Source organism: Streptomyces sp. NPDC051567 (genome assembly GCF_044454165.1).
GTDB lineage: Bacteria > Actinomycetota > Actinomycetes > Streptomycetales > Streptomycetaceae > Streptomyces.
In genome coordinates this window covers 94736-108372 of sequence record NZ_JBITDK010000002.1, presented here as the reverse complement: position 1 = coordinate 108372, position 13637 = coordinate 94736, and the positions used below count along the sequence as shown (strand labels likewise).

The window sequence follows — 13637 nt, the reverse complement described above, 5'->3', positions numbered from 1 at the left end:
TGTGACCGGCGGGGAGCGGGGGTCAGGCGATGCCGGACGGGCGCACGGACGGCTCCGCCCGCGCCTTCGAACTCCTCGAACCCCTCGTCCAGGCGGCCACCGTACGCGTCCACGCTCCCCCGGGCGGGTATGAGAACTCCGGCAGCTATCGGACCGGTCCCACCTGGGGGAGCGGGTTCTTCATCGCCCCCGGCTGGGTCCTCACGTGCGCGCACGTGATCGGTGAAGGGGGTGCGGCGGTGCGCCTGACGGGCCGCGAGGTCGGCATCACCTTCTCCTCCGGGAGCCGCGCCGGGACCGGCGCGGCCACCGGGACCGTCGCAGGACGCGTGGAATGCGTCCTGCCCGAGCGGCTGGACGAACGGCGCCCCGCCCGCCAGGCCCTGTGGGACCTGCCCGACCTGGCACTGATCCGGGTCCTCGCCCCCGTCTCGCACGCCTGCGTCTGGCTGACCGACCGCTCCCGGCCCCGCTTCGACGAGGTCGCCTACTTCGGCTGCACCGAGGACCTCGGCACCCCCGAGATCACCGGCCGCACCACCCGGCTGCGCGGCACCGCGGGCAACGGCGCCGCCATCCGGCTCGGCGCCGACGACGAGATCGAGCCCGGCATGTCCGGCGGCCCCGTCGTGGACCTGGCCCGCGGCGAGGTCGTCGGCGTGGTCAAGGCCCGGCGCCACACCGGAGGCGGCGGACTGGCCGTCTCCGTCGTCCAGCTGCGCACCCTGCCCACCGCCGGACGCGGCCAGGTCGGGCTCTACCGCCGGATCATGCAGGCCCACGACCTCCACCACTACGACCAGCACCTCAGCGACCTCGACAGCCGCCGCACCTGGACCGACGTCCGCGACGAGCTGCCCGCCCCGGAGACGGGCCCCTACGAGGAGCGGCGACGCCTCACCCCCGGCGAGTGGACCACCCTGTGCGGGCTGCTCGCCGAACTCCCCCCGCCCGGCTCCTCCGAAGCCGTCCGGGCCCTCGTCGAGGCGGCCCGCGGCGAGGAACCCGACCCCGCCCCGGCGGCCCCGCTGAGCTGGCGCGACGGACTGGGCCTGCTCCACGACCCGCCCGGCGGCACCGGCGAGGCCGCGGCCGTGCTCCGGTACGCGACGGACGTGAGCGTCGCCGACCACCGCGAGCCGCCCGCCCCCGGCGCCGACGAGGAACTGTGGGACTGGGTACGGGCCACGGCCGAGCGCCGGTGGCGGCCCCTCCGCCGCGAGCTGGGCGAACGCCGCGAACGGGGCCTCGTAGAACGCGCCCGCCGCCGCCGGGCCCCGGCCGGACGCCCGGCGTACGGGCCCGCCCGCCGCACCGGCGGGCCGCCGCCCGGCGCCTCGGTCCTGCTGGAGGCGTGGGCGCACGGCTGGGAGAACGTCTACGACTGGCGGGTCTCGGTCCTCGCGGGCCCCGCCCGCCCCGGCCGGGTCACCCCGGTGGACTCCGGCGTACGGGTCACCCTCGCGGAACTGCCGCAGGCGGTACGGGCCCCGCTCGCCGAGGCGTTCCGCCGCTGCGACACCCACGAGGCCGCGGCCCTCCTCGAAGTCGCCGTCGCCCCCGAACTGTTCGGCCTGCCGGTGGACACCTGGCCCCTGGTGGGCGGGGTCCCCCTGGGGGTACAGCGGCCGGTGGTGGTGCGCCACCCGGCCGGGAGCGGCCCGCCCGCCTCACCCGCCCGCTGGACCCGGGTCCAGGCGGGCCCGCTGCTGGACGAACGCGCCGACTGCGCCGCGGGACGCCCGCGCAGCCCCGCCGAGCAGTGGCTCGCCGGACTCGCCGACACCACCGTGCCGGTGCACTGCCGGGCCACCGCGCGCGAACCCACCCTGGGCGCCCTGCACGCCGTCCGCGAGGCCGGGTACGGGGTGGTGGTCTGCCGGCGGCCCCCGCCGGAACCGGGCCTGTCGTGCGCGCCGTTCCACCGGGCGCTACGGGAGGAACTGGCCGACGCCGGGCGCGCGGAGGTACTGCCCCTGCGCCTGCAGAACCTGCGGGGACGGGCGTACGGGGCGGACCCGGACGCGTACTGGGCGGCGGGAGCGGTGCTCGTCTGGGACGACCCGGCGCGCGCCCTGCCCGAGGACGAGCCGCTACAGGGGGACCTGTGACGGGCGGGAGGGAACAGGGATGAACGACGAATGGCTCATCTACCGCGGTGTCGGCGAACCCCACGACGGGATAGAGGCCCTGCCCGACCCGCCGCCCTGGCGGGACTTCGACGGCGGGCCCGTCGTGGAGTCCGGCGGCCCGGCCGCCCTGGCCGACGGCAACGTGGCCCGCAGGCTCGGCGCGCACCGGCAGGCCGCCGAACTGCACCGCCCCGACCCCGAGGAACTGGAGGCGGTCAACGCCGCGCTCTACCTGCGGCGCCCGCTCCTGGTCACCGGCTTCCCCGGCACCGGCAAGTCCACCCTCGCCCACGCCGTCGCCCACGAACTGAAGCTCGGCCGGGTGCTGCGCTGGCCCGTGGTGTCCCGGACCGTGCTCCAGGAGGGCCTCTACCGGTACGACGCCCTCGCCCGCCTCCAGGACGTGCAGATCGCCGCGAGCGGCGGCTCCCCCGGCGGCGCGCCCGGCATCGGCACGTACATCCGGCTCGGCCCGCTGGGCACCGCCCTGCTGCCCACCGCCCGGCCCCGCGTCCTGCTCATGGACGAACTCGACAAGAGCGACATCGACCTGCCCAACGACCTGCTCAACGTCCTGGAGGAAGGCGAGTTCGCCCTCCCCGAGCTGGAGCGGGTCGCCGACACCGAACCCGAGGTGCGGGTCCTCACCGACGACGGCGCGAAGGTCACCGTCCAGGGCGGCCGGGTCCGCTGCCGGGCCTTCCCCTTCATCATCTTGACCAGCAACGGGGAACGGGACTTCCCCGCCGCCCTGCTGCGGCGCTGCATCCAGCTCAAGCTCGGGCAGCCCGGCGAGAAGCGGCTCGCCACCATGGTCCGCGCCCACCTCGGCGAGGAGGCCGCGCAACTGGGCGCCGACCTGATCCGGGAGTTCCTCTCCCGCTCCCGCTCCGAACTGGTCGCCGCCGACCAGCTCCTCAACGCCCTCTACCTCACCCACTACGCCGCCCCGCCCACCCGCGAGGACCTCGCGGACCTGCTCATCCAGCGGCTCGACCGTCCGAGGTGAGCGGCCGTGGCACCCGCCGGTCCCGGCTTCCGCGAACTGGCCGCGCTGCTGCGCGCGGCCGGGTTCGACCCCTGCGCGCAGGACCTCGCCGACGCCGTCTGGCTGGCCGGGCGGATGACCTCCCGCACCGGCCCGCCCGGCCCGGCCGCGCCGCCCGCGCCACCGCTCCCGGCGCCGGGCGGCGATGACGGCCCGTCCGGACGGCCCCGGCCGCCCGCCCCGCCCGGCCGGGCCCCCGCCGAGGCCGAGGAACAGGTCGGCCTCCACGCCCCGGACCCGCGCCCCGCCGGCCCGGACGGGGTCCTGCCCCTGCCCGGCCCCGGGGTGCCGGTACGGGTCCCCGGCGCCGGGTCCCTGCCGCGGGTCCTCGACATCCAGCGGGCCCTGCGCGCCCTCCAGCGCCACCGGCCGCCCGCCCCGCCCGCCCGGACCGTGCTCGACGAGCCCGCCACCGCCGAGGCCAGCGCCCGCGCCCTCGGACTGGTCATCCCGGTGCTCCGGCCCGAGAGCCGGCGCGAGGCCACCGTCCGGCTGGTGATGGACGCGTCCCCGTCCATGGCCGTCTGGCGGGACATGTTCGAGGAACTGCGGTCCGTGTGCGAGCGCCTCGGCGCCTTCCGGGACGTCCAGGTCCACTACCTGCACCGGCTCGACGACGGCCGGGCCGCCCTCGGACGCGGCCCCGTCCCCGGCACCGGACTGCGCTCCGGGGAACAACTGCGCGACCCGACCGGGCGGGCGCTGACCATCGTCGTCTCCGACTGCGCCGGACCGCTGTGGCGCGAGGGCCGGGCGCAGCGGCTGCTGTACCGGTGGGCCCAGTGCACCCCGTGCGTCGTCGTCCAGCCGCTGCCCCAGCGGCTCTGGGCCCGCAGCTGGCTGCCGACCGAGCGGGGCGTCCTCTCCCGGATCGAGGGCGGCGGGGGCCGGCTGCGGTTCGGGCCGGACCGGCCGCCGCTGCCCGGCCGCCCCACCGGCGGGCTGGCCGTACCGGTGCTGCCGCCCAACGCCACCGCGCTCGGCGCCTGGGCCCGCCTCGTCGCCGGGATGGGCACCGGGCCCGTCCCGGCCGAGGTGGGCCGGGTACTGGCCCGCCACCCGGCGGCGGCGCCGCCGCAGCCCCGGGCGGTCCGCCCGCCGCGCGAACTGGTGGCACGGTTTCGCGCCACGGCCGCGCCCCGGGCCGTCCAGCTCGCCGTGTACCTGTCGGCGGCGCCCCTGACTCTGCCCGTGATGCGGCTGGTGCAGCGCACGATGCTCCCGGACTCGGAGCCCTCGGACCTGGCCGAGGTGCTGCTGTCCGGGCTGCTGCGGCGCAGCGGCCCGGAGCCGGGGCAGTGGTACGAGTTCGTCCCCGGGGTCCAGGACGTGCTGCTGGGGCCGCTGGGGCGGGACGAGGCCGCGCTGGTGCTCAAGCACTGCTCGGAGTACCTCCTCGCCCACTTCGGGCGGGGCGTGCGCAACTTCCCCGCGCTCGCGGTCGCCCAGCTCACCGGGGTGCCGGTGAGCGCGGACCCGGCCGGGGACCCGGCCGCGGACGCGACCGGACGGGTCCCCGGCGGGCGGCTCCCGCAGGCGTTCGCGCAGGTCTCGGCCAAGGTCGTCCGGCGCTACCTGCCGGGCCCGCCCGACCCCCCGGAACCCGACGGACCGCCCCGCGGCCCGGCCCCCGGGTCCCCGGAGGCCGGCCGGGCCCGCGCGGTGCGCGCCGCCCGGGACCGGCTCGCGGACGGCGAGGCGGACGGGGACGCGCGGGCCCTGTACGAGGCCGTGGCGGTGCTGCGGCACGCGGTGACGACCCCGGCGGGGCCCGCCGACCCGCCGGGCGAGGCCGAGACCGAGCTGGCGGGGGCGCTGCTGCGGCTGTGGGCCGAGCAGCGCGATCCGGAGCTGCTGGCGGAGGCGCAGCGGGCCGTCACCGGGGTCCCCACGGGCGCGGCGCGGGCGGCCCTGGGCCGGGTGCTGTACGAACGGGCCGTCGCGGCCCCGCCCCCGGCACCCGGGCCCGGGGCGGAGCTGCTGGCGGCGGCGGACCGGGAGTTCGCGGCGGCGGTGGCCGCGCCGGAGCTGGACCCCGGGCTGCGGCTGGAGTGCGCGGTCCGGCGCGCGGAGACCCTGATCCGGCTGAGCGCGCTGCGCGGCGACCCGGGCGCGCTCCTGGAGGCCCGCGCCGCCCTGGAACCCCTGGCGGGCCCGGACCCGGAACCGGAACTGGTCCCCGCCCCGGACCCGGACGACGGGGCCCCCGAGGACCCGCAGCCGTACGGGACCCCGGGCGCGGCCCCGGACGCCGGCTTTGGCCGGGCCCTGCACCTGGCCCTGGGCCGGGTCCTGCTCGCCCTGCTGCCCCACACCCGGGACCCGGCGGAGCGCACCGCCCTGGCCGGACGGGCCGCGGCCCGGCTGGCCGTGGACCCCGGGTCGGGGCGGGAGGCGCGGGCCCGGGTCCGGGTGGAGCTGGCCGGGGCGCTGCGCCACCTGCCCGGCCGGCTGGAGGAGGCGGCCCGGCAGCTCGCCGCGGCCCTGGACGAGGCCGCCGGGGAACCGGAGCTGCGGCTCACCGCCCTGGTCTGCCTGGCGCGGGTGCACCGGGCCCGGTACGCGCGGGACGCGGACCCGGCGGCCCTGGAGGCCGCGGCCGGGGCGTACGCGCGGGCCCGGCGGCTGATCCCCCGGGACGGGGAGGCGTTCGGGGAGCTGCTGCCCGAGTGGGGCGACGTCCTCCTGGACCGGGCCCGGGCCGCCGACGGGCGCCGGTTCACCGGGGCCGCCGTACGCGTCCTGCGCGAGAGCCGGGCCGCGGCGCCGCAGTCCGACCCCCGGACGGCGCACCGGCTGCGGCGGCTCGCCACCGGGCTGCGGCTGCGCCACGCCTACGAAGGCGACCTCGTGGACCTGCGGGAGGCGGAGTACCTGCTGGAACTGGCCGTCCGGCAGGGCCGGGAGCCGCTGGAGCGGGCCCGCGCCTGGCGGGACCACGGCGACGTCCAGCGGGAGATCCACGGCCACACCCGGGCGGCGGACCGCCTCGACCGGGCCGCGGACTCCTACCGCCGGGCCGGCCGGGCCGCCCTGGAGGCCGCCGGGGGAGCGGGCGGAGCCGGGGCGGCGGGGCCGGCGGGAGCGGCCGGGGCGGACCGGGACGGCCCCCGCGACGGCCCGGACTCCTCCTCCGACGCCCGGGACGGCGCCGTCGCTCTGGCGGCGCGGGCGCAGGAGGCGCGCGGGGAGGTGCTGGAGCGCCTCGCCCGCCCCCGCGCGGCCCTGGACGCCTACCGGGCGGCGCTGGAGCTGTGGCAGCGGCTCGGCCCGGCGGGCGCCGAGCGGCGGGAAGCGGTCCGGGTCCGGGTACGTACCCTGGAGGCGACGCTCTGACCCGCCCGTTTCCCCGCCCCGGGCGAGGGCAGAAGGCAGGTGACCGGTGAACACGCGGCGCGACTGGGGACAAGGCGGCACACGGTGACCGGACGTCGGAACGCGACAGCGCAACAGCCCCAGGCCCGCGGTTGCCCCGGGCGGCTCCCGGACCTCTCCGGGTTCGATCTGGCCGCGCTGCGGGGGATCGACCACCCCGTGCTCGCGGAGGTGATCGAGGGCATGGTGGAGCGCGTGACCCACCCGGCCGAGATCCTGAACGCCTTCGACTCCGGGATCGACTGACCCCGGCCCGCCCCCGTCCCGACTCCCCTCACCCGCCCGCCCGGAGCCGCCCCGCCCTGCCCGACCTGACGGACATGAGCCGGAGTTGACCATTTTCCGCCGTTAGCGGGGACCATCCGCAGGGCAGGGATGGACCGTCCCCCGAGGACACCTCCCGGCGGTGGCCGGGGGAGGGAGGTGCACGGACGATGAGGCGAGCGACCACGAGTGACGCCGTGCTGCCCGCGCCTCACCCCCACCACGCCCGCCACGCGCCCTGGCCGTACACCCGGCTCGACCTCCCCGCCCTGCGGGCCGCCGGCCACCGGCCGCACCCCTTACGGCAGTTCGTGCTCAAGACGCGCAGCCGCTGCAACCTCGCCTGCACCTACTGCTACGTCTACACGATGGCCGACCAGGGCTGGCGCGGCCGGCCCGCCGCCATGACCGCCGCCACCGTCGCCCGCGCCGCCGAGCGGATCGCCGAACACGCCGCCGCCCACGAACTGCCCCGCGTCGACCTGGTCCTGCACGGGGGCGAGCCGCTGCTCACCGCCCCCGCCGAGCTGGCCGCACCCGTGGACGCCGTCCGGGCCGCCGTGGGCCGGGCCGCACCCCGGACCCGCGTCACCGCCTCCGTCCAGACCAACGCCACCCTGCTCACCCGGGGCCGGCTCGCCGCGCTCGCCGCCGCCGGAATCCGCGTCGGCGTCAGCCTCGACGGCGGCCTGCCCGCGCACAACACCCGCCGCGTCGACCACGACGGACGCCCCGGCTTCACCGCCGCCGCCCGGGGCCTGCGGCTGCTCGCCCGCCACCCGGAGAGCTACGCCGGGGTGCTCTGCGTCATCGACGTGGCCCAGGACCCGGTGGAGACGTACGAGTCCCTGCTCGCCTTCGCCCCGCCCCGCCTCGGGCTGCTGCTGCCGCTCGCCAACTGGAGCACCCCGCCGCCAGGCCACCACCCGGACCGGGCCCCGTACGGGGAATGGCTCCTGGCCGTCTTCGAACGCTGGTGGCACGACGGGGCCCGCCGCACCCGCGTCCGGATCTTCGAGGAGATCATCGCCCTGCTGCTGGGCCTGCCCGCCGCCACCGAGACCCTCGGGCTCGCACCCGCCACCACCGCCGTGATCGAGACCGACGGCTCCCTCGAACAGGCCGACTCGCTGAAATCCGCCTACGAGGGCGCCGCCGGCACCGGGATGACCCTGGACGGCCACAGCTTCGACCAGCTCCTGGACCACCCCGGCTTCGCCGCCCGCCAGCTCGGCCGGGACGCCCTCGCCGCCGGCTGCCGCTCCTGCGAACTGGTCCGGGTCTGCGGCGGCGGCCACTACCCGCACCGCTACCGGGCGGGCGAGGGCTTCCGGCAGCCCTCCGTGTACTGCGCCGACCTCCAGCTCCTCATCCGGCACATCGCCGCCGCCCTGCACACGGCCGCCCCGCACCCGGCCACCCGGCGGGCCGCCTCATGACCGGGGCACCCGGCTTCTTCACCGTCACCTCCCCCCTCCTGCGCGCCCTGGCCTCCACCGAGCCCTCCCGCGAAGCCCTGCGCCTGATCCACGACGTCCGCCGCTCCAAGCGCCTGGTCCTCCTGCGCGGGATCCTCGACGCCGCCCCCGACGGCCGCTCCGGGGAGACCGCCGACCACTGGGCCCTGCTGGAGGAGGCCGAACGGTACGACCCGGGCGCGGTCCGCGACGTCCTGCACTACCCCGCCACCGGGGTCTGGGCCGAGGAGACCCTGCGCCGCCTCCACGCCCCGTACGGGCCGCCCGCCGACCTCGCCCACCTCGGGGCCCTCGCCGTCGCCGCCGCCCTGCGCGCCGGGATCTCCTTCAAGTTCACCCTGCGGCCCCTCAACGGCCGCCTCGTCCTGCCCACCGTGGGCCTGCTGCGCCCGGCCCGCCCCGGCCCGCTCGCCCTCACCGAACGCTCCTGGGACCCCGAGGACCCCGCCACCGTGCCCCTGCACACCCTCCCCGGCGGCCGGGCCGCCCTCGACGACCTCGACCCCTACCGGGCTCCCGGACCCGCCCACCCGGCCCCCGTCCGCGCCGCCCGGCGGCTCACGCCCAAGGGGCACCGGCGCTGGGACACCCAGTGGTCCGGCGCCCTCACCCTGCTCCGCCGCTACGACACCGCCCGCGCCGAGGAGACCCTCCACCTGCTGCGCTCCGTCGTCCCCCTGGCCGGCGGCTCCCGCTCCACCGGGGCCACCCTGCCCGCCGCCGCCGGGTCCGTCCTGGCCCGCGCGCAGGCCCCGCACGCCCTGGCCGCCACCCTCGTCCACGAGGTCCAGCACGGCAAACTCGCCGCCCTCGCCGACGTCCTGACCCTGCACACCGCCGACCGCACCCCCCGCCACTGGGCCCCCTGGCGCGGCGACCCCCGCCCCCTGGAGGGCCTCCTGCACGGCGCCTACGCCCATCTGGCACTGGCCGGGTACTGGCAGCGCGCCGCCCTCTACGGGGCCCGCGGCGCCTGGGCCCAGCACGCCCGGCTCCGCGCCCAGGTGGCCGCCGTCCTGCCCGCCATCCGCTCCCACGCCCACCTCACCTCCACCGGACGCGAGTTCACCGACGCCATGGCCGTGGCCGAACGGGCCATGGACGACCTCCCGCCGCCCGGGGACCAGCACGCCACCGCCCGCCGCGCCGTCGACCGCGAACGGCGCGCCTGGTGCGACGCGCACCCCGAACTCGCCGTGTTCGCACAGGGCTGACGGAGCCGCCCCGCCGCGGTACCTTTCCCCCGTCCAGGGCCCGATCCCAGGGAGGTGGCCGCATGACCGTCGGTCGGCAGGAACGCGACACGGCCACCCGGCCGCAGCGCTTCGTCATCAGCTTCGCGGGATTCAACCGCCCCTGGGCCGTGTGGATCGCCCACCGCCTGGAGGAACACGGCCACCGGGTCACCCTCCAGCGCTGGGACCCGCAGAACAGCCCCGGACTCACCGAGGCCCTCGACGACCTCGCCCGCTCCGGCGGCCGGGTCCTGCTCGTCCTCAGCGAACGCTACTTCTCCGCGGGCCCCCACACCGACGAGGAGTGGAACACCGGCCTGCGCGCCGTCACCGACCGCCACCCCGACCGCTTCGCGGCCGTCTGCCTCACCGACGCCCCGCTGCCCACCGCCGTCGCCGCGCTGGAGAAGACCGACCTGTGGGGCCTGGACGCGTACGAGGCCGAGTACCGGGTCCTGCGCCGGCTGGAGCTGCCCACCGACCGGATCGGCGACGGGACCGGCCGCCGCGGCCCCCGCTTCCCCAACGACCCGCCCGAGATCTGGGGCCGGGTCCCGCGCCGCAACCCCCGCTTCACCGGCCGCAACGACGTCATCGCCGCCCTGCGCGCCGCCCTCACCGAGGCCCCGCCCGGCGCCTCCACCGTCACCCTGCTCGGCCTCTCCGGCGTCGGCAAGACCCAGGTCGCCACCGAGTACGCCTACCGCTTCGCCTCCGAGTACGACGTGGTCTGGTGGGTCCCCGCCGCCGACCGGCCCACCCTGCGCGAACGCCTCGCCGACCTGGCCCCCGCCCTCGGCCTGCCGCCCGGCGCGGGCAGCTACGGCGAGCAGATCCGGGCCGTCCTGGAGGCGCTGCGGCGCGGCGACCCCTACGGCCGCTGGCTGCTGGTCTTCGACGGCTGCGACAACCCCGACGACCTCACCGACCTGCTGCCCTCCGGCGCGGGCGACGTCGTCATCACCTCCCGCAACCGCGAGTGGGCCTCCCGCCACACCAGCCTCGTCGAGGTCCCCCTCTACGCCCGGCCCGAGTCCGTCACCTTCATCCGCCGCCGCGCCCGCCGCCTCACCGGGGAGGAGGCCGACCAGCTCGCCGAGGCGCTGGAGGACTACCCGCTGGCCCTCGACCAGACCGCCGGCTGGCTCGCCGACTCCCCGCTGACCGTCGGCGACTACCTGGACCTGCTCCGCAGCCGCCTCGACTCCCACGAGGCCGTCACCGTCTCCGACGACTACCCGCTGCCCTTCCCCACCGCCCTCGCGATACTCCTGAACAACGTCCGCGAGAACTTCCCCGACGCCCTCGCCCTGCTGCGCCTCTTCGTCTTCTTCGCCCCCGGCCCGGTACCGCTGCGGCTGCTGCGCGAGTTCCCCGCCGAGGACGTGCCCGAACAGCTCGCCGGGCTGATCAACGACCAGATCCGGTGGAACGCGGCCCTCAACAAGCTCGTCCAGTTCTCCGTGGTCCGCCTGGAGTACTCCGACCTGCCCGTGGAGGAGGGCGGCGGCGGGCTGGAGACCGTACAACTGCACCGCATGGTCCACGGCATCGTCCGCGACAACCTCCCCGGGGCCGAGGCCGAGACCCTGGCCCGCGCCGTCCGCCAGGTCCTCACCGCCGCCGACCCGGGCCGCCCCTCCGACGCCCGGCTCTGGCCCCGCTACGCCGAACTCATCCCGCACCTGGCCAGCTCCGGCGTACTGACCAGCGGCAACCCGCGCATCCAGAACTTCCTGCTCCAGTGCCTGCGCTACCTGGTCCTCGCCGGGGAGTACCGCACCTGCCTGCGGCTCAGCGAGGAGACCGACCGCCTCTGGCGCACCCTCCTCGGCGACGACCACCCCAAGGTCCGCGAACTCAGCTACCAGTACGGCGGAGCCCTGCGCAACCTCGGCCTGTTCCACCGCGCCGAGACCCTCACCCGGGCCGTCTCCGACCGGCTCACCGCGGAACGCGGCGAACGCGACCTGGAGACCCTGCGCGCCACCAGCGCCTACGGCGGCGTCCTGCTCTGCATCGCCGCCTTCGAACCGGCCCGCTCGATCTTCGAGCACTCGCTGACGACCTACCGCGAACTCCTCGGCGAGGACGACCCCACCACCCTGGCCGCCCAGAACAACCTGGCCGCCACCTACCGGCTGCTCGGCCGCTACCAGGAGGCCTACGACCTCGACCTCGACACCCTGCGCCGCCGCGAACGGGTCCTGCGGGCCCAGCACATCTCCACGCTCTCCTCCGGCATCGCCTGCGCCATGGGCCTGCGGCTGATGGGCCGCTACCGCGAGGCCCAGACCCGCCAGGAACAGGGTGTCAAGCTCAACACCCAGTTCCTGGGCCTCGGCCACCCCCAGACCCTGCGCGCCGAGCACAACCTCGGCCTGTGCCTGCGCCGTTCCGGGGACATCCAGGGCGCCGGTCGCCGGCTGCGCACCGTGTGGGAACGCGCCACCCGCGTCTTCGGCGCCGACTACCCCTGGACGCTGATGGTCGCCTCCGACTACGCCACCTACCTGCGCGAGTACGGGGACATCGGCGAGGCCCGCCGGATCTCCGAGGACGTGGTGCGCGGCTACCGCTCGCAGCTCGGCGACGCCCACCCGTACAGCATCGGCACGGCCGGCAACCTCGGCCTGGTCCTGCGCGCCCAGGGCGAGCGCTCCCAGGCCCTGGACCTCGCCGAGGGGGCCCTGTCCGGGATGCGCGAGGCGCTCGGCGCCGCCCACCCCTGGACGCTGGGCTGCGCCCTGAACGCCGCCGGCCTGCGCAACATCACCGGCCGGCTGGAGGACGCCCTCGACCTGAGCCGGGAGAACCTGCGCGCCACCGAGCGGGTCCTCGGCCCCGACCACCCGATGACGCTCAGCGCCCGGATCGCGCTGGCCGCCGACCTGCGCGGCCTCCGCGAGGACGAGGAGGCCGTGAAGTACGAGGACGAGGGCATCAAGGCCCTCACCCGCACCCTGGGCCCGCAGCACGTCCACACCGTCTCGGCCAAGCAACAGGTCCGCCCGTACTGGGACTTCGAACCCCAGCCGTAGCCGGCTCCGCTCCCCCTGGGACCTTGAGGGGCGGGGCCGTCCGTCATGTCACAACGCTGCGGATTCCGTCTCCACCGGTGGCGGCGCGGGCACCACGGCCGGAGTCGTCATGCCGTCATTGCACGGACAGCAGACAACGGTGCCCCATGTGTGGCCGTTGCCCTTGTGCGTCACCTGTCGTCGCCATCAGACGGGGTCCGCGAACGGGTCCGGGGCCGTGGCGGCCGTCGCCATGCCGTTGTGGTCGAAGGAGTACGGCGTCAGCTCGATGCTGCGGATCTGGACGCCGGGGATCTCCTCGACGCGGGCGAGGGCCTCGTTCATGGCGTCCAGGAGGGTCTCCGCCTCGAAGTAGCAGACGAACTTGGAGTAGCCGGGACCCTGTTGTGGGCCCAGGAAGCCGTCCGCGAAGCTGTCGAGATGATCCATGAGATCCGACTGTTCCGGAGTGAACGGTTCCTGTGCGTGCATGACGAAGTGCCAGCTAGGCGCAGCCGTGGTGCTCCCGGGCCGGGCTGCCGCCATCAGACGGGGTCCGCGAACGGGTCCGGGGCCGTGGCGGCCGTCGCCATGCCGTTGTGGTCGAAGGAGTACGGCGTCAGTTCGATGCTGCGGATCTGGACGCCGGGGATCTCCTCGACGCGGGCGAGGGCCTCGTTCATGGCGTCCAGGAGGGTGTCGGCGTGGACGTAACAGCTGAACCTTGAGTAGTTGGGGCCTTCGTCCAGGCCGACACAGGCATCGGCGAAACAGTCCAGGTGGTCCATGGTGTCGGACTGCTCAGGAGTGAGCGGTTCCTGCGGGTGCATGAAGAAATGCCAGCTACGCACAGTTGCGGTGCTCCCGGGTGAATGCATCGACGGTCTTCGCGTGATTCCCAGCGTCACTGGGCGTGCAGTAAATCCTTCTGAACTGCTGACACGGACAGCAGATCACATACCCCCAACGATGTCCTTTCTGGTCGCGGGTCACCTTGAAACCCTTCGCCTCCGCCCGCTTGAGCGCCGCCTCGACGTCCTTCTTCTGGTGTCGGTCACCAAGTGCCATGCGCATATGACTACTCC

General features: G+C 76.4%; 9 protein-coding genes. 7 read left to right on the top strand and 2 right to left on the bottom strand.

All coding sequences use genetic code 11. The features are described 5' to 3' along the window. The first annotated feature begins 29 nt into the window (after positions 1-29). From ACIA5F_RS02605 to fxsT, 7 genes are all read left to right on the top strand, one after another. Positions 30-2111, top strand: coding sequence for a trypsin-like peptidase domain-containing protein (locus ACIA5F_RS02605; protein ID WP_399348317.1), 2082 nt, complete (start codon positions 30-32; stop codon positions 2109-2111). 19 nt (positions 2112-2130) lie between these two features. Further along, positions 2131-3141, top strand: coding sequence for an AAA family ATPase (locus ACIA5F_RS02600; RefSeq protein ID WP_399348315.1), 1011 nt, complete (start codon positions 2131-2133; stop codon positions 3139-3141). 6 nt (positions 3142-3147) lie between these two features. Then, a complete protein-coding gene (locus tag ACIA5F_RS02595; protein WP_399348313.1) occupies positions 3148-6516 on the top strand; it encodes an SAV_2336 N-terminal domain-related protein in 3369 nt (1122 codons plus the stop codon). An 84-nt stretch (positions 6517-6600) separates the two neighbouring features. After that, entirely contained in the window at positions 6601-6801 is a 201-nt protein-coding gene (fxsA, locus tag ACIA5F_RS02590) for an FxSxx-COOH cyclophane-containing RiPP peptide (RefSeq protein ID WP_399348311.1), read from the top strand. A gap of 188 nt (positions 6802-6989) precedes the next feature. Beyond that, positions 6990-8258, top strand: coding sequence for an FxsB family cyclophane-forming radical SAM/SPASM peptide maturase (locus ACIA5F_RS02585; protein ID WP_399348309.1), 1269 nt, complete (start codon positions 6990-6992; stop codon positions 8256-8258). Beyond that, positions 8255-9511 carry an aKG-HExxH-type peptide beta-hydroxylase gene (locus ACIA5F_RS02580; RefSeq protein ID WP_399348307.1) on the top strand — a complete coding sequence of 419 codons (1257 nt, stop codon included), beginning with the start codon at positions 8255-8257 and terminating at the stop codon, positions 9509-9511. The genes ACIA5F_RS02585 and ACIA5F_RS02580 overlap by 4 nt, the downstream gene beginning before the upstream one ends. Before the next feature lie 62 nt (positions 9512-9573). Beyond that, entirely contained in the window at positions 9574-12573 is a 3000-nt protein-coding gene (gene fxsT, locus ACIA5F_RS02575) for an FxSxx-COOH system tetratricopeptide repeat protein (protein ID WP_399348305.1), read from the top strand. 186 nt (positions 12574-12759) lie between these two features. On the opposite strand, the gene ACIA5F_RS02570 is transcribed toward fxsT, so the two are convergent. Next, positions 12760-13002: a hypothetical protein gene (locus ACIA5F_RS02570; RefSeq protein ID WP_399348303.1), complete on the bottom strand. Its 243-nt coding sequence runs from the start codon at positions 13000-13002 to the stop codon at positions 12760-12762. A gap of 95 nt (positions 13003-13097) precedes the next feature. Next, positions 13098-13403: a hypothetical protein gene (locus ACIA5F_RS02565; RefSeq protein ID WP_399348301.1), complete on the bottom strand. Its 306-nt coding sequence runs from the start codon at positions 13401-13403 to the stop codon at positions 13098-13100. Positions 13404-13637: the final 234 nt, after the last annotated feature.

Coding starts and splice junctions, on each gene's coding strand:
- ACIA5F_RS02605 (WP_399348317.1), top strand. CDS start 30: ATGCCGGACGGGCGCACGGACGGCTCCGCCCGCGCCTTCGAACTCCTC.
- ACIA5F_RS02600 (WP_399348315.1), top strand. CDS start 2,131: ATGAACGACGAATGGCTCATCTACCGCGGTGTCGGCGAACCCCACGAC.
- ACIA5F_RS02585 (WP_399348309.1), top strand. CDS start 6,990: ATGAGGCGAGCGACCACGAGTGACGCCGTGCTGCCCGCGCCTCACCCC.
- ACIA5F_RS02580 (WP_399348307.1), top strand. CDS start 8,255: ATGACCGGGGCACCCGGCTTCTTCACCGTCACCTCCCCCCTCCTGCGC.
- fxsT (WP_399348305.1), top strand. CDS start 9,574: ATGACCGTCGGTCGGCAGGAACGCGACACGGCCACCCGGCCGCAGCGC.
- ACIA5F_RS02570 (WP_399348303.1), bottom strand. CDS start 13,002: ATGGATCATCTCGACAGCTTCGCGGACGGCTTCCTGGGCCCACAACAG.